This window comes from Hymenobacter sp. FMD4 (genome assembly GCF_058932745.1).
The window spans coordinates 165,680-185,049 of the sequence record NZ_JBZYWH010000001.1; the positions used below are offsets into that span (position 1 = coordinate 165,680).

14 protein-coding genes are annotated in these 19,370 nt (G+C 56.5%); 9 read left to right on the forward strand and 5 right to left on the reverse strand.

Annotated features, from left to right (window positions below; all coding sequences use genetic code 11):
- Nucleotides 1-430 precede the first annotated feature (430 nt).
- From AC5FXY_RS00695 to AC5FXY_RS00705, 3 genes are all read right to left on the reverse strand, one after another.
- The gene (locus tag AC5FXY_RS00695) at nucleotides 431-1,000 is read right to left on the reverse strand and encodes a hypothetical protein (protein WP_493554704.1); all 570 of its coding nucleotides are present in this window, start codon (nucleotides 998-1,000) and stop codon (nucleotides 431-433) included.
- Between the two features lie 126 nt (nucleotides 1,001-1,126).
- Nucleotides 1,127-1,816: a 3-keto-alpha-glucoside-1,2-lyase-like domain-containing protein gene (locus AC5FXY_RS00700; RefSeq protein WP_493554705.1), complete on the reverse strand. Its 690-nt coding sequence runs from the start codon at nucleotides 1,814-1,816 to the stop codon at nucleotides 1,127-1,129.
- A 102-nt stretch (nucleotides 1,817-1,918) separates the two neighbouring features.
- Nucleotides 1,919-8,200 (reverse strand): alpha-2-macroglobulin family protein, encoded by a 6,282-nt coding sequence (locus AC5FXY_RS00705; RefSeq protein WP_493554706.1) that lies wholly within the window; start codon nucleotides 8,198-8,200, stop codon nucleotides 1,919-1,921.
- Between the two features lie 123 nt (nucleotides 8,201-8,323).
- Here AC5FXY_RS00705 and AC5FXY_RS00710 point away from each other — a divergent pair, with 123 nt between their 5' ends.
- The 3 genes from AC5FXY_RS00710 (at nucleotide 8,324) to AC5FXY_RS00720 (ending at nucleotide 10,066) form a co-directional block, all read left to right on the forward strand.
- The gene (locus AC5FXY_RS00710; protein WP_493554707.1) at nucleotides 8,324-8,632 is read left to right on the forward strand and encodes a porin family protein; all 309 of its coding nucleotides are present in this window, start codon (nucleotides 8,324-8,326) and stop codon (nucleotides 8,630-8,632) included.
- Between the two features lie 27 nt (nucleotides 8,633-8,659).
- On the forward strand, nucleotides 8,660-9,091 hold the full coding sequence (locus AC5FXY_RS00715) for a hypothetical protein (RefSeq protein WP_493554708.1): 432 nt from the start codon (nucleotides 8,660-8,662) through the stop codon (nucleotides 9,089-9,091).
- Between the two features lie 213 nt (nucleotides 9,092-9,304).
- Complete coding sequence (locus tag AC5FXY_RS00720; RefSeq protein ID WP_493554709.1) at nucleotides 9,305-10,066, forward strand: fatty acid desaturase; 762 nt, start codon at nucleotides 9,305-9,307, stop codon at nucleotides 10,064-10,066.
- A gap of 39 nt (nucleotides 10,067-10,105) precedes the next feature.
- Here AC5FXY_RS00720 and AC5FXY_RS00725 read toward each other — a convergent pair whose 3' ends face one another.
- Nucleotides 10,106-10,684, reverse strand: coding sequence for a DinB family protein (locus AC5FXY_RS00725; protein WP_493554710.1), 579 nt, complete (start codon nucleotides 10,682-10,684; stop codon nucleotides 10,106-10,108).
- Between the two features lie 222 nt (nucleotides 10,685-10,906).
- On the opposite strand from AC5FXY_RS00725, the gene AC5FXY_RS00730 reads away from it, so the two are divergent.
- From AC5FXY_RS00730 to AC5FXY_RS00740, 3 genes are all read left to right on the forward strand, one after another.
- Nucleotides 10,907-11,722 (forward strand): Hpt domain-containing protein, encoded by an 816-nt coding sequence (locus AC5FXY_RS00730; protein ID WP_493554711.1) that lies wholly within the window; start codon nucleotides 10,907-10,909, stop codon nucleotides 11,720-11,722.
- Between the two features lie 35 nt (nucleotides 11,723-11,757).
- Entirely contained in the window at nucleotides 11,758-12,495 is a 738-nt protein-coding gene (locus AC5FXY_RS00735; RefSeq protein WP_493554712.1) for a LytR/AlgR family response regulator transcription factor, read from the forward strand.
- 386 nt (nucleotides 12,496-12,881) lie between these two features.
- Complete coding sequence (locus tag AC5FXY_RS00740; protein ID WP_493554713.1) at nucleotides 12,882-13,250, forward strand: hypothetical protein; 369 nt, start codon at nucleotides 12,882-12,884, stop codon at nucleotides 13,248-13,250.
- Between the two features lie 22 nt (nucleotides 13,251-13,272).
- On the opposite strand, the gene AC5FXY_RS00745 is transcribed toward AC5FXY_RS00740, so the two are convergent.
- Nucleotides 13,273-14,781, reverse strand: coding sequence for a hypothetical protein (locus tag AC5FXY_RS00745; protein ID WP_493554714.1), 1,509 nt, complete (start codon nucleotides 14,779-14,781; stop codon nucleotides 13,273-13,275).
- 611 nt (nucleotides 14,782-15,392) lie between these two features.
- On the opposite strand from AC5FXY_RS00745, the gene AC5FXY_RS00750 reads away from it, so the two are divergent.
- The 3 genes from AC5FXY_RS00750 (at nucleotide 15,393) to AC5FXY_RS00760 (ending at nucleotide 19,153) form a co-directional block, all read left to right on the forward strand.
- On the forward strand, nucleotides 15,393-17,141 hold the full coding sequence (locus tag AC5FXY_RS00750; RefSeq protein ID WP_493554715.1) for an ABC transporter substrate-binding protein: 1,749 nt from the start codon (nucleotides 15,393-15,395) through the stop codon (nucleotides 17,139-17,141).
- A gap of 294 nt (nucleotides 17,142-17,435) precedes the next feature.
- Nucleotides 17,436-18,167, forward strand: coding sequence for an ABC transporter permease (locus tag AC5FXY_RS00755; protein WP_493554716.1), 732 nt, complete (start codon nucleotides 17,436-17,438; stop codon nucleotides 18,165-18,167).
- Nucleotides 18,164-19,153: an ABC transporter permease gene (locus tag AC5FXY_RS00760; protein WP_493554717.1), complete on the forward strand. Its 990-nt coding sequence runs from the start codon at nucleotides 18,164-18,166 to the stop codon at nucleotides 19,151-19,153. Before AC5FXY_RS00755 ends, AC5FXY_RS00760 begins: the two co-directional genes overlap by 4 nt.
- Nucleotides 19,154-19,370: the final 217 nt, after the last annotated feature.

The following is a 19,370-nucleotide window of genomic DNA, read 5'->3' on the forward strand; positions in this document are numbered from 1 at the left end:
TGACGACGCGATACGCAGCATCGGTACTTCACCTTTCTTAGTGAGATTTATTCCCGGGACCTGTGCTGTGCTCGTTGACCTCGCAAAGCCGCAGCCTTTGGGTTTGCGGCTTTCTGTTTCTGCGGACTACTCAGGCCATAATGGCCCAGCAGGGCTTCTCAATAAAGTTGCAGTTTGGTTTGGGTATGGCTACAACAGCATTTGGCAGGCAACTTTTCTCACGCAGCAACATGGCACTTATACGCTCCTGCAGTTAGACTATGAGATTGAATTTTCACATGCTGAGCCCCACCTCGCTGCTGGTCCACGCCTCACTACAGCATAGACGTGGTTCAACCCGCACCCACTGAAGCGAAAGGTTTTGAACCAGCAGGATAACAAAGGCCGCCCTTGAGGCGGCCTTTCATGCTTTTGAGAAGTGGCATCCGGATTACCGACGACGCCGCGAAGAGGAGCTTTTCTTCTTACTGCTGGTTGATTTCTTGGCCGATGATTTCTTGCTGCTAGCCTTCTTTGCGGAAGACTTCTTTTTACTTGAAGAATTGCGGCTGGCCGAAGACGACTTTCCCCGGCTGCTGTGGCTCCGCGAGCTGCTCCGGTGGCGCGACGAGGAAGATCGTGTGCGCGGCGCCGTAGCTTCAGCCGCTTCGGTCTTGGCGGCTTCTTCAGCGGCGGCTTCCGCAGCGGTGGGAGGCCCAATGGCCAACGTCTTGTGCCCCTCCGCACCGGCTTCCGATGCCGTTGCAGCTTCAGCAGGCTGCACCGAAGGCATCTTCTTGCGCACAGGCATCAGGAAAGTGCGCTCGGCGCGCTCCTGCGCCGTAAGCTTTTCCTCACCGGCCAATACGGGCCCGACCGGAATGGCAGCCTTGCCGGCCGTATCGGCTGCTTTAGCGTGCGAAGCCTTGGTGTGCGACGCCGAAGGTTTGCGGCCCTGCTGGGCGTGGGCGGTCAGCGCAAGTGCGGCCAAAGTGGCCGTGAGTAGTGCGGTTCGTATCATCAGCAATCCTCCTTAAAAAAACCGAACCGCGAAATTACCACCATTCTAAGGAAGTGACAAACCCGCTGTTGAACAGCCTTGTAGGAGCCAGTTTATTATCAAAAGAGTGACAGCCGACCTGCGCGGTTAGCGCTGGGTCCGGATGCGCAGGTTGGCAAAGTCGCCATCCGAATTATCCGACACGTAGAGACCGAGCCGCTGGCCCTGCGGGGCGCGCAGCTGCGTCACGCGCAGGCTCGCGTGTGGGGTGTCGTTGACGTACACTTCTACTCGTGGTGCCTGCACCACCACGCGCACGTGAAACCAAGCTGCCGGATCTGGCGCCGGCACCAGCGGGGCCTCGTACACGTCGGGCTGTTCTTGGCGCAAACGTTTCCAGGTACGCTGCGGGTGCGAGATGTACTGCACGGCGTGGTTGCGCCGTCCTGGGTCGGCGGCGCGGAAGTTGAAGGGGCGGAAGTACACGGCTTCGAACGTGGAATCGTTCTGGCCGTGAAAAGCCACCCCTACAAAGCTGCGCTGAAACGTATCCTTGCCCCGCACGTCGAATTCGATGGTGCCGTTGGAGAAGCTGACATCGGGCAGCCAGAGCAGTCCATCCAGAGGGCGTGAATCGAAGCGCAGGCCACTGGTGCCCGCTTCTTCCAAAGGCTGCACGGCCCGGTTTACTACCGCGGTCCGGCCGTTGCGGGCCAGCGCCGCCAGATCAGGCCGTACTTCCCCATCACTGGGGCGAGAAACTGCACACCCAACCAGCAAGGAAACTCCACAGGCAACAGACAGCAGCCGGACGGGTACAGAGGGCACAATACGCATGGCATGTAAGTTTATTGCTGGCATAGTCGCAGCCCACCGGTACGTGTTGCACGCCGCGCATCGCATGAATTAGTGATGCGCGGCGTGCTTTTTATCAGTAAGCTACTGCCCCCCGATGCGCAGACGCTGACCGGCCGAGTGGCTGGTAAACTCCGGCGCATAAAGGCACTGCACCTGGCTAATGCCCGAGGAAAAGTCGCCGGCCTGGGCCGCACGCAGGCGGTATTCGAATACATGCGTGCCGCGCGGTAACCAATCCATAAAGAAGTTGGTGGCCGCGTCGCGGGGGCTTTCGTAGTAGCCCAGGCCTTGCTGGTAGCGGTAGCCGGAGGTTTGGTTGATGAGCTCCAGTCCGGCCGCCCGCGTGTCTTTCAAGTGCACGAACTCCAATTCACGGTCTGACTTCAACACCAGCCTTACCACCAGTGCCTCGCCCACCCGCAGCGGCGCGCCAATCTGCATGGGCGTGAGCACCGGGCCAGCAGCACCAGGTGTTTCCCGGAAGAGCTGGCGCGTGAGCGTGATGGGTGCTTTGTCGGCTTGCGTTATTTTGTCGAGCTGTTCGAAGTATTGCCAATACAAGCCACCCCAGGCTACGCCGGCATCTGTTTTCTGTACGCGTACTTTGCCCATGGCGGGCGTCACGGCGGCGCTGGCAAAGCTTTGCTTCAAGTAGCCCGTGCCGGCTTGGCCCCCCTCGGTAGTATTGATGATTTGGGTGCCGAGCGTGACTTGCAGCGGCTGGGCGGGGTCAAGCCAGTTACGCGGGCCCTGCAGTAGTAAGGCGTAGCAAGCATCGGCAGTGGCACGGGTGCTTTCCCAGTGGTGCGTACGCTTATGGCTCAGCAGCCAGAGCTTCATTTCTTCCACTGATTGCTGATCCTGGGCTACTTCATCGAAGGCTTCGATGAGCTGGGCCTGGGTTTCGGTGGGTGCCTGCTGCCAATAGAAGCCGGCTTGTACATCTTTCCAGTACATACCCAGTTCGTCGGAGCGCAGGGCATTCTGGCGCAGGGCTTCGATGATTTCGCGGGCTGGTTTGGCTTGGCCGGCCCGGTGCAGCACCACGGCCGCGAAGCCTTGCAGGTAGCGGTTGCGCTTGGGCCAGTACGTGGCGGCTTGCTCGCGGAAGTACTCGTAAGCCGGCTTGGCCTCGGCTGACGGCGCCAGCTCACTGGCCCAGAAGGAGCGGGCGTACAGGGTATGCAGCGCAACGTCGGACAAGTGGTCATCGGTCAGCTTCACCCCTTTTTGCTTGCGCAGGCGGGCATAGTCATCCGCCATTTCGCGGTCGAGGTAAGTTATGGCCCGGCGCAGCATATCGGCCGTGCGTTCGTCTGCTTGGGCATCGAAGGCTCCTAGCCTGCGCAGGCGGCCGAGGCCCGCTACCACCAGTTGGGTGATGTAGCGGTTGTCGGGCATCTGCTTGAACCATGGAAAGGCGCCGCTCGGGCTTTGCAGTTCCTGCAGCTTATGAACAGCGCGTTGGGTTTCGGCATGCAGCCGAGGTTCGTTGAAAAGGTCGGCGAGGCGGCGCATGCGTTCCGTATCGGACTGGCCTTCGCGCACCCACGGCGTTTCCTGCAGCAGCAGGGCCTTCAGCTCCTGATTCTGCTCCAGCTTGGAGCGTAAAGCTGTCTTATCACCGCTGACGGCAGCCCGCTTCCACTCGTCCAGCATGGGTCGGATGCGCGGATTCTGCTCCACGATGCGGGCGGCGAGGGTATTGGCGTAGAGGCGTGAGAAAACCTGCTCGGAGCATTCGTAGGGGTACTCCATCAGGTAGGGCAGGCTTTGCACGGCGTACCAGGCGGGGTTACTGGTCAGCTCCAGCGTGAGGCTCTGGGTCCGGCGTGTGGGTGAGGTGGTGCTGGTCAGCTTACGCAGCTCAAACTCGCGCACCGAGTTGCCGCGCACTGTGAGCGGCAGCGCTTCCAGCACCAGCAGCCGGTTGGGTAGCACGGGCAGGGTGTTTTCCTCGCCGTCGGAGAAATTCTTAGCCTGCGCCACCACGCGATAGGTCACGGCTTCTAGGCCGGCCGGAATGGTCAGTTCCCAGCCTAGGGTGGTGCTCAGGTTCGCCCCTACTTTGAATTTCTCCTTGCCATTGCCTTTCAATAGTTGCTTGTCGATGGGCTGATTGGTGCGCGCATCGAACAGCAGCAGCTGCGCATTTCCGCTCAGGGCTTTGCTGGTAAGGTTGCTGATTTTGGCCGTCAGGCGCAGTTGGTCGCCTTCGCGGAAGAAGCGTGGCGCATTGGGTGTCACCATTAGCTGCTTTTGCGTGACGAGTTGCCGGGCCAGCATGCCGGTTTGCAAGTCGGGCGTGTGGGCCAGCGTGAGCAGTTGCCAGCGCGTCACAGCTTCCGGCATTTGGAATTCCAACACCACTTCACCTTTACTGTTGGTGCGCACGGCGGGCTGCCACATGGCCGTTTCGCGGAAGTCGGAGCGGACGGGCACAGTGGCGAGGTCGGGTCCTTTCTGTCGCTGCGGCGCACCTGCACCGGTTACCCCCACTTCGTTCAGTTGCTTTTCTTCAGCTGAAAAGCCAGCGGAAGCGTCGGCTGCTTCCATGGCAGCCATGGGTGCCGGGGCGGCCACACTACTGTTTCCACGCAGTACTATTCTTCTTCGGCCACCGCCATTGCCGGTTACAATCACCTCTGAATCTTGCTTGATGACTGGAGGTGTAAATTTGGTGGTGCCCGACTTATCCTGCAGCTGACGCCATTGCCAGTATGTGGTGCGCAGTTCTGGATAGTCGTAGCTCTGCGCACCTGCGGATCGACCACCAAACTCATTGAACAACGTCTCCCAGGATGCTATTCCAAACTGCCCCGACCACCCAAACCGCGCGCCGAAGTACGGCGCCGGCACTTCTGGGCGCACAAAGGCGTGCGGCCGGAAGTAATCGAGCGACTGATCGTAGAGCGAGGCCAGTAGCTCCGCTGCGGCGGGCTGATTCTGGCTATTGCGGATAGTAAGGCGCCAAGTTTCCTTCTGGCCCGGCTGCAGCTTGTCGCGGAAGGTGCTGATAGACAAATTCAGCGGCCGTTGCCGCTCAGCTACCTGCACCATGGCTTCCTGCTGGTAAAAGCGCCCCCCGTGCACAAACACCAGCCGCACGTGCAGCGGCCCAGTTTCCGTGGCCGTGGTAGGTACGCTGATGAGCCGCTGCTCACGGCGCAGGGTCAGCCACTCGGCGCGCAGGAGCTGGCCGTGGCTTTCCACTTCAAGCCGCGCCCGTACTTCCTCAAAACCAGTACCGATAAGCAGTTGGGCAGCCTGTCCCGGTGTTACCGTATCCTGCAGGCTTACGAGCCATTCGGGCGTAGGGAGCGGCGGCTGCGCGGCTGTAGGATTGTAGAGTGTAATGCCGAGGCGGGTCTGGGCAGTATCATTGCCGGAGCGGCTGCGAGCTTCGAGCACGTAAGCGCCGGGAGCTTGGGCAGCCAGGGCCTTGGTTACTTCTGGCAGCTCAGCACCCTTTTTAGTGTCGAAAGACCATTCCCCTACCGTTATGCGCGGCCAAGTATCGGGGTCATCCTCGCGCAGCCAGGCATCCAGCGAGAATAGCTCTTGGTGTTGCTCGCGGCTGAGGCCAGCTTGGTCGGGCCGCTGCCACAAGCGCGGGCGCAGAGTGCGCGCAGGCGGGGTGAGGCGGTACAGGCGTACGGTGCCGGTGGCGGGAACCGGCTCCCCGGTCGCGTTCTGGCTGCGCAAGGCAAAGTTCTCGGTCAGCTGTTGCTGATTGACCTGTTGCGGACCACTAAGAACCAGATTCAACGCAGGCCCTCCGAGCGAAATGCCTCGCTCAGCCGAGCGGGTTTCGCCGTTGGGGTCGGTGACATCGGCGGTTACTTCAAATACGTAGGTGGGCCGCCACGGGCCCGGCGGGCGGTAGTCGTCCTGCTCATCCTCGTTGCCCTCATCCTGGTTGAGAGCTTCGTCGGGCGGTGTGGCAGTGAAGCGGATGCGGAAGCGCCCTTGGGCATCGGTGTGAGCAGTGCCGGTAGCTATCTGCTGTTCGGCCCCGCCCCGGCCAGGGAAATACGGTCGGGCACCGCTGCGGCCTCCACCAAAGCCGAAGTCCAGCGCATGCCAGGCAAACATCGGCCACACCGTGCGGCGCACCACACGGTACTGTAACGTAGCGCCGTCCACGGCCGGGCCGGCGTAGGCTGTGGCCGTACCGCGTACCGAGAGCGTGTCGCCCAGGCGGGGCGTACCCTGCACCGGGTCTAGGGTCACGGAAAATGTCGGGCGCTTATAGTCCTCAACGGCAAAGGCCTGACTACCCAGCCACTGCTCCCGCCCAAAGTCGGTGGTTACCGCGACTAACTGCATCTGCCCATTGAGCAAGCCAGTAGGCAGCGTGAGCGAACCGTTAAAGGAGCCGTAATCCGATGTGGTAAAGGGAAGTTCCTGCACCTGCTGACCGTTTACATCCAACAAACGTAAGCGCACCTGCGTGTTCTTGAGCACCGCGCTGCGGGCCTGCTGCCGTTCGGCCACGATGCCTTTGAAATAAAGCGTCTGCCCGGGGCGGTAAATGGCGCGTTCGGTGTATATAAAGGCGCGTTGCTGCTTGTCCTGCCCCTCAGGACGCGGCGCGACGCTGTAGTAGTTCAGCTGATCCTGCAGCACCAATGAGTCGCGGCCTTTGCTCAGCAGCACGGCACGCAGGTATCGGCGTGGCTGCTCAGGCGCGCGCAGGCCTAGGTGGCCATCGGGCGCGGTGGTTTGCCCCTGACCTTTTTCGTACCGCAACCCTTTTGGCGTGTACTCTTGAAACCACGGTTGTACGGTTACCTCGCCCTGGGGCTGCCCAGTACGCCGGTGCACCGTCCAGAGGTCGGCCCCGCCTTCCGGCGCGGCGCGGTGCATCACTCCCAGCTCGCTCACCGATACAAACGCGTAAGTAGTGGCCTCGTTCGGCCGCGACTTAGCAGGCTGCTCGGAGGCGGTGCTGACCACCACTAAATAATGGCCCAACGGCAATTGCGGGCCGGCCAGCTCAGCGCGGTGTGAACGGTAGTCTTTAGGCCCAGGCAGGGTCATGTGCCAGTATGCTGCAGGCTTTTGCGCCAGCACTTTAGCAAAGGCTTTCGGCAGTTCCTTGTTGCGCTGATTAAGCTGCTCCCGCAGCATGGCAGAGGCCGGGATGCGCCATGCATAGCCGTGCACCTGTTGCAAGTTGCGGTAGCGCAAGCTCAGTAGCATGGCTTCGCCGGGCAGATGCACGGCAGCTGCTTGCACCTCCACTTCAGGTCGCTCCAGCTCGGCGATAAGCGTCCGCGCCTGGGCCGCGCCTACCGATTTAGGAAAGCGCTGCACAGCGGTGCGGGCCAGTTCCACAGCTTCGGGTAGGCGCTTTTGCTGCCGCGCTACTACGGCTAGCTCAGCCTGAAAATTCGACCAAGCCGGCAAGGCTTCGTAGCGGGCCTGCGCACGGCGCAACGCAGCGGCGTAGGAGGTGGTTTTGTCGGGGAAAGCAGCATACTGATGCACGAAGGCGAGGCGCAACCGTTCCACATCGGCCAGGGCCGATAGGTTTTGGGCATTGCGCAGTCGAAAGGCAGTGAGCTGCTGCCACAGGTGCAGAGCGTGTAGCGGCCCATCAAGCGAGTCGGCGGCCGGCGCGTTAAGCGGAAGCTGCGCAAAAGTTTCGTTTGGGCTGAGCAGCTGGGCATCGGTAAACCGAAACTGCTCGGCGGGGCGGGTGAGGTACAGCTCGTCGTCGTTGAGGCCTTCGATGGCGCGGTGCGCCAGCAGGTCGTAGAGCGTGGGGCGCAACTGCTGGCCCGCGGTATTGGCGGGCGTGGCCAGCTGGCCCAGCTCGCTCAGGCCGGTTTGCTGCTGGCGCACGGCATCGGTTTCTATCGAGGCGCGGTAGTGGCGCACCACCTGCGCGGCCAAGCGGGCGGCGTCCCAGGTCTGGAGGTCGGCGGCGCCGAGTGCATCCGCGGCTGGCACCACATTGGTGCGGTCGTACAGGCGGTAGCGGTTTTGGCGCAGGTACTGGTGGTATTGCTCGGCCAGCAGGCTATGCAACAGCGGCCGGGCTGGAAACGCAGCCGTGGGTAGGTCGGCTTCGAGCAACGCTATGCCTTTGACGTCGGCGTCCTCCTCGCGCCGGTTCAGCAGGTGCAAGCGGTACACCAAGGCGCGCACGTAATCAGCCGTTTGCTGCCGTTCGCGGGCTTTTCGGTAGATATCCAGCACCAGCTTTTGGGCCGATTCGCTTTGATCTTTCGCCAGCAGAGCGTCGATTTGCTTCCACTGCACGGCGTATGGGCCGCCGGCGGGCGGGGCCGATGCATTGGAAGGCACAACCATGAGCAACAGCCAGGCGGCGAGTAATACGAGGGTGGAGCGCATATAAAAGCGAAAGTGGCGGCAAAATGATAAATAGTGGATGCCAAAACCCCACCAATTCCACAACGTGCCCGGCACTAAATGCTGTACAGCGGCGCTTCTAAATCCACTGCCATGCTGAGCGCAATGATCTTGACCCGCTTATCGCTGCTCGCTAGCGTTGGTTTTCCTGCCTTCATTATCCCCTCAGCTCATGCCCAAGGCCGTTTCCGGTTTGGCCTCTTAGCAGGCACCTCACTCACGTGGCTCCACACCGAAGGGCGCCCTGCCGAGCGCACCTGGGAACGGCTTGGCTGGCAGACGGGCTTTGTGGGGGATATACGTCTAGGTCACCGCATCGGCTTGCAAAGCAGTCTGCTGCTAGTCGATAAAGGCTACCACACCCGGTCCGACAGCACTTATCACCGCGGCACTCCCAATGAAGTACGCATCTAAACGGCTACTACCCTGCGCCTGCAGTACATGCAGGCGGCGCTGCACCTGATTTTTAGTCCCATTGGTGAGCATAGCCACGGCTGGCAACTGTTTGTCGGGCCGTACACGGGCCTGGGCGCGGCGGGCAGGCGACTGTATCGCGAGGAGCGTGACCATATCAGCGGGCCTCTGGCCGGCAATCAGCGGAATGAATGGGCGCGACTTATTAAGTATGGCTACCGCGGCTCCAGCGGCGGCGGCTTCTTCAGTTCATCTTCTCCTGCTGCCGACATCCGCAGTTTCGATGTCGGCCTGGACGTGGGGCTGGCGCGCCGCTGGACAAACTTCCAACTTCAGGCCGCTTTCGCGCTGAGCACCTCACAGCTGTTGCCAGCGCATTTGGAGCGACAGTACGGACACCAATACGATCTGCGCAACGGGCGTATAGCAGCCACTTATTTTCTGGGCCGCAGCAAGTAAATCAGCTTCGAATCACATCCTATCAAGCCCAGTTACGGTCTTTTTACTCGTATTGGGATAAGCAATTTGCTCCGCTTCAGGGCTTGCTCTTAGCAAGGGCATCACCCTGCTTCGCTTTTTTGCAATACTTGTTCGCCTCACCGGCGGCGCGTAAAAAGCCCCTTTCGGGAAGAAGTGCGTGAGTAACTTAGGGTTTCGCTAGCTGCTACCACCATGAAGCCCTCCGCTGCCTTCGCTCACCTGCGCCTTACCCCTGCCCAACGCTGGCTGGAGCTATTGCGTCCCTGGCTGCTGCTGGCTGCTTACATCGGCGCAGCTGTGGCTGGCTGGTGGTGGCTGGCGGTGCCACTGGCCGTAGCCGTATGCCTAGCCACCTTCGTGCAAATGCACGACGCTATGCATCAAGCCCTAGGGCTTTCGAAGACCCGCAACGCCCGCGTACTGACCCTGAGCGGGCTGCTGCTGCTCAAAAGCGGCCACGGCCTGCAGGTAACGCACCTGCGCCACCACGCCCGCTGCCTCACCCCCGATGACCCAGAAGGAGCGCCGGCCACATGGCGTTTCTGGCGCGTGGTGTGGCAGGGCCCCTACCACATTCTGGCATTACGCCGCGAGTCCTTGCGTATGGCCCCGCACACGCGCCGCATTCAGCTCATCGAGACTGGCCTGACGCTGCTATTGCTGGTCGCGTTTCTAGCGGTTTATGTCTGGCTGGGCAGCCTAATAGGCCTGGTGTACTGGGCAGTAGCTTTCGTGATGAGCGCTACCTTGTCTATCTGGGCAGCTTACATTCCGCATCATTTAGCTTCCCGCAACCCAGCCGTGCGCGTCGCTGCCGCGGCGGCCCAATTCTGGACGCCGGTCATGTCGTCGTTTGCCTTCCACCACGTGCATCATCACTACCCGCGCGTGCCCACAGCATTGCTGCACCGGGCCGCCGCAGAACTTCCACCTCCACCCGACCACGAGCACTAAAACCTATCAATCTGCTTCGGCACCTAACGCCCGCTGCTCCTAACGCGGCCGCGAATCCAGCACGCGTTCGGCTTGGGCTATGTGCCGCTGTAAGTGCGCAATCAAGAACGCAAACTGATCCGTTAGGCGCAGGCGCAACAGCGGAATGATGGCGTTTGGAATCCGCACGGTATTAATGTTCACCTCCCGAGCCATCTGCAGGAGATGTAGCAGTTCGTCGAGTTGCCGCACAAACACTTCCACCACCGTTCGTGGCAAGCGCGAGCCGCTTGGGGCAAATTGCTGAGGTGTTTTTAAGGGCTTTTCCCGCGCTGGCACGAGCATCGCGGCTGTCATTCGCCGGCCGACAAATCCATTTTTTACGTACTCGGCTGGGGTTGTTCGGCGCTCCTGCGCCCGTCGAATCCGCTGGTTCATCACGGGGAGGTACATACCCCCGATGATGTTCAGGTGCTCCATGCACTGGCCTACGCTCCATTTGCTAGGTGACGGACGACGGTTAAGCTGGTCTTCGTTTAACGTCCGAAAGCGTTCCTGAGCCACGCGACGGGCCTCTTCCACAACGCGGGTCATCTGATCCAGAAAATCGGCGGTTCGGAGGGGGGAAGAGGGAGGCATCAGTAAACGGTAGAGGCAAATACAGCAGTACAAAGAAGCATGCGGCCGCAGCAAGGTACAGCGCCCCCTCCGTTTTGCCAACGGGAACCGTTGTTTCCGCGTTGTATTGGGCACGCTCCGGAGGCCCGCAAGAAGCCATTAGCTGGGCCCTTTGTGGTTTGGTGAAGCCTCCACCTGCTTGTTCTGCTTCCCCTCCTGATCTTACTTCACTAACTTTAGAAAGTGAAGTCAACGGGAAAGCTCCTGCCAACGCCGCCCGAGGAAATCTCCTCGCCTGAGCCCTGCCCGGTACTGCTCATCAGTACCGATGAATTCCTTTACGAGGAAATCGCAGCAATACTTGATGTTATCCATGTGCAGGTGGTGCCAGCCTCCAATGCCGCCGAGGCCATAACCGCTGCCCGTTCACAACCTTTCCAGGTTGTGCTCCTTGATGCCGACTCCGACGCCAATGTCCGGTCTTTGATTTGTCAGCTTGATTCTTTGCGGCCGGCATCGGTGCCAACGCTCATGATAGCCCTGTGCCCTTTGGCTGAAGACGCTGCTATGGAGCACCCTTTCTCTGCTAGCACAGATGTCGTGCTGCACAAACCTTTGGAACCAGCGGCCCTCTATGCGCACTTGTGGCCCTTCCTGATTTCTAGCAGCCAGGAGCCACATTCGAATTGCCAGCATTCAGATTTATTAGCTCTTACCAAGCCAAATCTGCAGCTTCTGGAGGAGCTATCCATGGGCAATCGGGCATTTATCATTCGTATCATTGACACCTTTATGCGCGATGCCCCACCACTGGTCGGAAAGCTGCAAAAGGCATTCTTTGAAGCTGACCTGCCAACCATAGCGTCGACGGCGCACCAACTTCGTGGCCAAACTGCTTACTTCGGCGTGCCCGATTTACACACGGCCCTCGGTGCGCTAGAAGGGCAAGCCCGCGCGGCAAGCCAACTTCCCAAACCCTTAGTCACCCGCATTATTAGCCAGTTTGCGCTGTTATTTCCGCAGCTTCAAAGCCACCGTCACCGCCTCACCCCTGGCTAAGCTAGCCCACCGCCCGAAGCGCTAATTTTGCTGTTATGCCGCTATCTTCTAGCCCCACTACTATTCTGCGTTGCTTGCTTGTCGACGATGATCCTCTGGCGCTGCAGGTTCTGGAGAATTGTATTGCTAACACGGATTTCCTGCGAATAACTCAAAGCTGCTCCAGTGCCATGGAGGCCGCCAATGTGTTGCGCTCTACCCCAATAGATTTGGTGTTCCTTGACGTGGACATGCCCCAGATGAGCGGCTTGGACCTGCTCGGGACTTTACAAGCGCCTCCACTAGTCGTACTAGTGACAAGCAGTGCTCAGCATGCCGTAGCAGCCTTCGAGCACAATGTGGTCGATTACTTGATGAAGCCCCTAAGCTATGCTCGCTTTCTAAAGGCTGCGCAAAAAGCCCTAGAGCTAGTTTCTTCACAAAGTTCGGTTGGTCCTCAAGGTGCAAAAAGCCCACCCTCTGCCGACCATACTTTTCTGAAAGTAGATAACAAACTCGTTCGCGTCGCCTTTGAGGATATCCGGTTCGTGGAAGCTTTAGGTGACTATATACATGTAGTGACGGAACAGCATAAGCTAATAGTATACAGCACCATGCGAGCCGTCGAAGAGAAATTTCCTGCCCAGCAGTTTGTTCGGGTGCACCGTTCCTTTATCGTCAATTTGCAACATATAGAAGCCATTGAAGACAATTCAATCTTAATTGACGGCAAGCACATACCTATTGGTCAAACGTACCTGCGGGAGGTCTTACAACGTCTGAACAAATTTTAACTCCTCGCTCACTCGCAATTCTAATACCATGTGTAAAGGAGCAAGTTGCTTACAGTTTGTCCCTTTACACATGGTAAGTCCGTCCAAACGTGTTTTAGTTTGTATGGATACCTCATCAAGGCTGGAAGACTGGACAATAGTTCTTATGCCTTCCGTCTTACCATAAGCTAATCCTAGCATTATAACACAATAATTTGTAGGGTTTCATCCATTAATTATTGACGAAGAGGCCCTTTCAGAGTAAAAAAACTACTTGATAACCAGAATATTACAAGTCAGTTCATTACATCGTACAAAAAATTATATATATAATTAAGTTATATAGATAAAGTTTGCTTTATTTGTTACATCATCCAATTTTCTCCACCATCAATCCTAATTCCACCATGAAAGCGCTACTTATTACTGCAGTCCTGGCATGCGGCCTTACTAATGCTTTTGCGCAAGGCGGCGAATCAATCAATCAACGCGCAGCCGAAGTGACCCGCGCACTAACGCCGCAGCTGGGCTTGGACGACGCACGTATCATTCAAGTAAAGCGCCTCACTGCCGCACGTTTACAGAAAGAGCAAGAAGTGCAGCGCATGTATGCTGGCGACGACTCAATGCGTCAGAGCAAATTACAGAGTGTAGCCGATGAGTATTACTCCCAACTGAAGAGTGTGTTATCTGCTGCTCAGCTACAACGCTATGAGCAAATCGCAGCTCTTTCCTCGGCATCGGCTACTGCCGGCAACGTGGCAGCTAAGCCTTGATACTTATCCTAATTGCTGTTACTCAGTTGTTGTCGGGCATGTGCCGCAACAAATCCAAAGTTTGTTCCCAAAGGTTTTCATAAGGAATAATCTCTATCTCAGCAAAGGCCTCTCCAGGAGGAGGCGTATCGCGCAGACGAGTAAGCAGGGCGTAGCCCTTTTTCTCGCACACTTGCGGATTAAAATTCTCCTTTACAGTCAGTTGCAGCAGCCGGAACATCAACCGGCTGCGCAACGTGCTGGCTTCACGTAAGTGCGCACTTTCATATTTGCGCAGTCCTTCCAAGCGTGCCAACAAGGCCTCCACGTTGCCTTGGCGTAAGTAATGCAAAAACTGTAGGATCAGAATGGCTACGTTATAGCCTTGCTTGTCTCGACTATGGTCAGGAATGCGCTGAACCAACTGCGCAAAGTGCAAGGGGCGTAAGCCTGCTTCTTCAGGCCGAACAAAGTACAAATAAGCTCGCATCAGTTCCCAACGCTGCTGCGCAGGCACTGGAATTTTAGTAACAAAAGGATTATGCTGCATTCGGCGCAATAAAGTGCCGGCTAGCGCATACTCGCCATCGTGCATGGCGAGCAGGTAATAATGCTCTAAAAAGGCGAACCAGTTGTTATTAGACCGGTGGAACGCTTCTAGGTATCCTTCGGCCAGCGCTAACCCTTCCCTTAGACGTCGTGCCCTTAGGTGCGCATAAAGGCTGTAGAACTTAGTAAAGCGACCGTCGAAGCGTTTGGGGTTGAGTTTGCCCTGTGCATGCAGCTGCTCGGCAGCCGTAGTAACCCGTATTATCTCCTCAAAATTTCCGCTCAGTTCGTGTTGCATTAGCCGCAGTTTGAGCAGCGGATCAAATACGTTGTAGGAGCGCACCTTCTGGTACATTTCTTCCAACCTGCTTATAGTTTCAGGCAGTTCGTGCAGCAACCGTCGCCGAGCGGATACAGAACGCACGAGCTTCATTTTAGCATCCCAAAACAACCGTTGAGCTTCCCGTTCCACTGCAAATGTATCGTGCAGCTTTTGAAGCTGCTTTACACTAGAATGGTAACGGGCATAATCGTTTGATTCAGCATAGTAGCCACGCAGCATCTCACAGGCATTGATGGCATGCACCGTGAATTCGCCGTCCAGTGCCAACCGCAAAACCTTCCGCAACAACTGCGGCAACAACACCCGCTCACTTTCCCGCAAAAGCATTGCAGCCTGGAAAAGCATATCCAGACACTGTTGTTCATACCGGCGAAACGCAGGGTGACGCTCGTCCGTATGATCTAAAAAAAACAAATGGCTCATCAGCTTGTGCTGCAGCCTTTGTTTAAGCTTACGCACCGCCGCTTGACTGGTCGCCGAGGTGCTGTTATACATGCGCTTGGCAACCTGCAGGTTGGTTAGGCTTTCGCCAGAAACCAATAGATCCAACAACTGCTCCTCTTTGGTCTTGCTTTCGCCTTTCCCCGCAAAAGACACTAGTGGTAAAGTTGTGAGCCTTCTATTGGTCACAATTTTGGCTAAATTTATTAGGTCATTCATTTAAAAAAAGCCTTTTAAAGCCACATTATTCAGTTCCTGAACAAAGAAAGTTTAACATCAGGATGTCACAACAAGAACGCATTCTTCCTTGGATTTCACCTCCTTGAATTCCCAGCTTTGCTTTCTGAATAATGCGTCATCACGAAAGTATAATGTCACAAATATTGGAAAAATACCTACCCCATTAACACCTAATTTATCAGTCATTTGAGCTTTTAACTAGTAGTAACTCCTGTGTAACTACGCAAAAATTTATTTCGTTATAGTCACACAGGATCCACTTTCTTCCTTTACATCAGTATACTTCAGCAGGTAAGTTTGTGTCAGTCAAGTTATTGACACCTCAAAAAAAACAGCGTCATGTTGGAGCTTCTGATCATCGCCCTAGTACAAGTATATACACTGTTTGGCACCGGTTCATCAGCTGACGCATCGATGACGGGTACTGACACCACTACCCAGGAATCAACTCCGACACCAGCACCCGGCCCGTCACAACCAGCCCCCCCCCAAGCAGGTGGCAACGGCTGGGGCGAAGGCCATTAGAGCAGGCTTATTATTACCATTCGGTAACTTGGCGTCATCTACTCCCACCGGGTAGCACCCGCTTTATGCACCGTTTGTCATACAGTAAACTCCTTATTTGCGGAATTAGCGCGTTCGTAGCGTGCTCTTCCCCCTCTTCCCAAGAGTCCTCTGCTCCGGCCAGCGTACGAATATGTTGGCCTCGGGACCCCGAAACCCTCAACCCCGTTACCTTACCTAACACTTATGCTATCCAAGCCGGTAATCTGCTTTACCAGAGCCTGCTTACTGTTAATGCCACTGACCGGAAGTTTGAGCCGCTTCTGGCTGTAAGCCTGCCCACGATTGAAAAAGCTGATTCGCTTACTTTAATACACTATCGTTTACGCCCGGAAGCAACCTGGGACAACGGTCAACCGATAACGGCTCGGGATGTACTATTTACGTTGAAGACACTGGCCTGCCCTGGCTTACCCAATGAGAACCAAGGCAGCGCGGTAAGTTTCATCAAGGATGTGCGCTTGGACCCGAAAGACTCTCGCAGTCTTACTATGGTGTGCCGGGGATACGCGCCTGAGTACGATACGTTTAGTGGTGACTTTCTCGTGCTACCGGAGTATCTGCTTGATCCGGATACGCTGTTACGTCCGGTCCCGCTTATGGCTTTTACCAACGCCCCCAATGCTGAAGCGGCCGAATTACCCCGGGTGAAGGCATTTCAGCAGCGTTTCAATCAAACGGCTCAGTGGCGTAACCCACAATACCTACGAGGCAGTGGCCCTTACGAATTGGGCTCTTGGGAAACTGGCCAGCGGCTAGTCCTGACCCGCAAAAAGCTATGGTGGGCCGATCAGCTAACCCAACCCCCTGCTCTCCTTGCCGCTCATCCACGTCGGCTAGAATTCCACATCGTGCCAAACGCTACTACGGCGCTGCTGGCACTACGACGGGGAGAACTTGATGTATACGCGCACGTGGGCGGTGCTGAGTTCGATCAATTACGCCGAAGCCAGCCCGATAAATTCCACTTCTTCGCTCCACCGTCGTACCGCGTGGTGGTCATGGAAATAAACACTCGTCAGCAAACGTTGCGCGATGCTCGGACCCGTCAGGCCTTTGGTCGCTTAGTAGATGCGGAGCAGTTACTACGCGCTACGCAGTATGGCCAAGGCCAGCGAAGCACGGGTTTGATTAATCCTCGCGAAACCCAAGTGTATCACGATAGCCTGCCGCTCATAACTTACGATCCGCAAGCCGCGGCCCAGCAACTCCAACAAGCCGGCTGGCAGCGGACTGAGCGAGGCTGGACACGTAATGCCGGCAAGAAGGTGCAATTGTTGGCTCCCCGACTCTTTTATGCTGCCGGAGACCGGGCTTACGAGACAATTGCCTTGACTTTTCAGCAAGCAGCCCGCCAAATCGGGCTGTCCGTATCGCTTCATCCTACTGAATCAAGTGCCCTATCCGTTATCCGTCGCAACGGGGAGTTCGACATGTGCCTACGCACCTTGTTCGGCAATCCTTTCTCTTACGATTTGCGCCCGTTGCTTCACACCAGCAGTATAGGCGAAGGCGGCGTGAATCGCACAGGCTTCGGAAACGCAGCTTCCGACCAACTACTCGAACGCATCGTAACCACTGAAGATCCAAACCAAAAGAAGCGCTTGCTGCGAAATCTACAGACCCTGCTGTATCGGGAAGCTCCTCTGATTCCTATTTATTTCGAGCCGAACCGTCTCGTGGTAGCAAAACGGTTCAACAATATTGCGCCTAGTGGCCTTGAGCCGGGCTACAATATCCAGAGTTTCACAATAGATCAGCCTCAAGGCAAGTAAGCTTACCCGATGGTGCAGCAGCTTCTTCGCCGAATTGGAACGGCCTTCTGCGCCACGTGGCTGATTGCGTCTGCTGCTTTCCTACTAAGCCGAACGGTAGCGGCCCCGAGTACCCTACCGGATGACACAACAAACGGCGTACACTTGCCAGCCCAGCGGGCAAGCCGCCAGGCTGCTTACCAACAGCGGCTGGGCTTACAGGACCCTCTTTTTTATTGCAGCTTGCTACCTTGGCGTTGGCATGGCCTGCGCAACCAATACCATGCATGGCTCAGTGATTTGCTGCAAGGGCACTTGGGCAATTCCTACCGCGACGGCACGCCCGTGGAGGAGCGTTTGGCTGATTCACTGCGTGTAACCCTGCCCCTTACTGCAACAGCGTTGGTACTTTCTGCCGGACTGGCTTTGCTTGGAGCTCTCAGCACAGCCCGACGTACCGGTTTGCAACGTGTGCTGCTTCCTGTTGCTTATGTTGTCGATAGCCTACCCCTTTTCGTGATTGGTGTATTCTTACTGCTACTCTTCTCCAATCCGGATATCCTACCCCTATTCCCCGCCTTCGGGCTGGGGCAGGAACCCGGTACCGATACTCCAACGCTGCTAGGCCTGCTTGATCTTGCTTATCATCTGGCGTTACCGGTAGGCAGTTTGGTTCTGGTTAGCGTTCCTACTCTCTTTCTGCCAACACAAGCGGCCCTACGTCAAGAGTGGCGCCAGCCCTATGTAATTACAGCTCTAGCCAAAGGAGCAGCATCCCACACTGTCTGGATACGCCACGTGCTGCCCAATGTATTACCGATATTCATTACACGCTTTAGTGATTTGCTACCGGGCGTGGTTGCTGGGGCAGTGGTAGTAGAAGTGGTATTTGCCTTACCTGGTATGGGGCGACTATTGGCCGAAGCTGCTGCCGCCCGTGACTTGCCCGTGCTGATTGGCGGGGTGCTACTCATTGCGGGGGTTCGGCTGTTCTCTTGGCTGCTTGCTGATTATTGCCAGCGCGTACTAGATCCGCGGCTGCAATGAAGCGTTGGTTGACCAATCAGCAGTCAGTTCGTTGGTGGGCTTGGGCTTGGCTAGCTGTTTTGTTCCTGGGTGCGTTGCTACAGGTGATTTTTCCGTCAGCGCTTCCCCCCTACAGCATTGACTTACAACAGATCAGTCACCCTCCATCGAAGCAACATTGGCTGGGAACCGACCCCTTTGGCCGCGATGTACTTACCGAACTGATTGCTGGTGCTTATTCGTTGATAACGCTCAGCTTACCGGCGGCGACCCTTACCTCTGCGCTAGGCATTGTACTTGGGGGGGCAGCCGGCTTTTGGGGCAATCGAGGCTTACGCCTGCGACGCTGGGCCGTTCTTACGCTACTACTCGGCCTATCAGGCAGCTTGCTTACCAACATCGCCGCGCTTCCTTGGTGGTGCTTGGGAATAGCATTGTGCATTAAGCTGGCTTATGTGCTGCCTGGTGAGAAGCGTTCTTTTGCTATTCCGCTTGACCAGGTCATACTGACTTGCGCGGCATTTATAGGTTCAATTCCCCGGTTAGTTCTGGTTCTCGTGCTAACCGCTTTACAACCCGCATCCGCTAGCTGGCTGTTTTTAGTGCTGGTATTCACGTGCTGGCCGAGTACAGCCCGTTTGGTTCGTACCACAGTGCTGAAACTACGTCAGCAAACCTACGTGGAAGCAGCTCAAGCCATGGGGTATTCTGAAGCCCGATTAATCAGCAGGCATATTCTTCCTAATGCCTGGACTACAGTGCGCGCCGTGCTGCCGCTCAACATGGCTGCATGTATCGGCTTGCAAACAACTCTTTCCTTCTTGGGATTGGGACTACCGCCCGACCAAGCTGAGTGGGGACGTATGCTTGCCAATGCGCGACTTGACTTTTCGGCTTGGTGGGTAATTCTGAGCGCAAGCATTCCCATATCGGTCACAATCCTTGCCTTGCACGCCATTCTTCCTAGCTCAGCCACAGCCTCAGAAGCAACAAAGGGCTACACTTAACGACATGATTTGTCACAAAAAATACTTGAAATTGACTGGACAATACTACTCATTAAAACAGTCCTCAATCCATTAATAGCAACATTACCAACTATTTAATCTAAAACTAACTAACCGATAAGCTTACAAGCAACGACAATTTTGTTTAGCTCATTGAATAATATATGTCACACAGAACAAGCTTTCTTCCTTTATCCGGCCTTATTGCTGCCGTAAT

Bases quoted from the DNA above. Each gene is read 5' to 3' on its own strand.
- AC5FXY_RS00710 (WP_493554707.1), top strand. From the start codon at position 8,324: ATGATCTTGACCCGCTTATCGCTGCTCGCTAGCGTTGGTTTTCCTGCC.
- AC5FXY_RS00705 (WP_493554706.1), bottom strand. From the start codon at position 8,200: ATGCGCTCCACCCTCGTATTACTCGCCGCCTGGCTGTTGCTCATGGTT.
- AC5FXY_RS00720 (WP_493554709.1), top strand. From the start codon at position 9,305: ATGAAGCCCTCCGCTGCCTTCGCTCACCTGCGCCTTACCCCTGCCCAA.
- AC5FXY_RS00725 (WP_493554710.1), bottom strand. From the start codon at position 10,684: ATGCCTCCCTCTTCCCCCCTCCGAACCGCCGATTTTCTGGATCAGATG.
- AC5FXY_RS00695 (WP_493554704.1), bottom strand. From the start codon at position 1,000: ATGATACGAACCGCACTACTCACGGCCACTTTGGCCGCACTTGCGCTG.
- AC5FXY_RS00735 (WP_493554712.1), top strand. From the start codon at position 11,758: ATGCCGCTATCTTCTAGCCCCACTACTATTCTGCGTTGCTTGCTTGTC.
- AC5FXY_RS00740 (WP_493554713.1), top strand. From the start codon at position 12,882: ATGAAAGCGCTACTTATTACTGCAGTCCTGGCATGCGGCCTTACTAAT.
- AC5FXY_RS00760 (WP_493554717.1), top strand. From the start codon at position 18,164: ATGAAGCGTTGGTTGACCAATCAGCAGTCAGTTCGTTGGTGGGCTTGG.
- AC5FXY_RS00750 (WP_493554715.1), top strand. From the start codon at position 15,393: ATGCACCGTTTGTCATACAGTAAACTCCTTATTTGCGGAATTAGCGCG.
- AC5FXY_RS00745 (WP_493554714.1), bottom strand. From the start codon at position 14,781: ATGAATGACCTAATAAATTTAGCCAAAATTGTGACCAATAGAAGGCTC.
- AC5FXY_RS00715 (WP_493554708.1), top strand. From the start codon at position 8,660: ATGCAGGCGGCGCTGCACCTGATTTTTAGTCCCATTGGTGAGCATAGC.
- AC5FXY_RS00700 (WP_493554705.1), bottom strand. From the start codon at position 1,816: ATGCGTATTGTGCCCTCTGTACCCGTCCGGCTGCTGTCTGTTGCCTGT.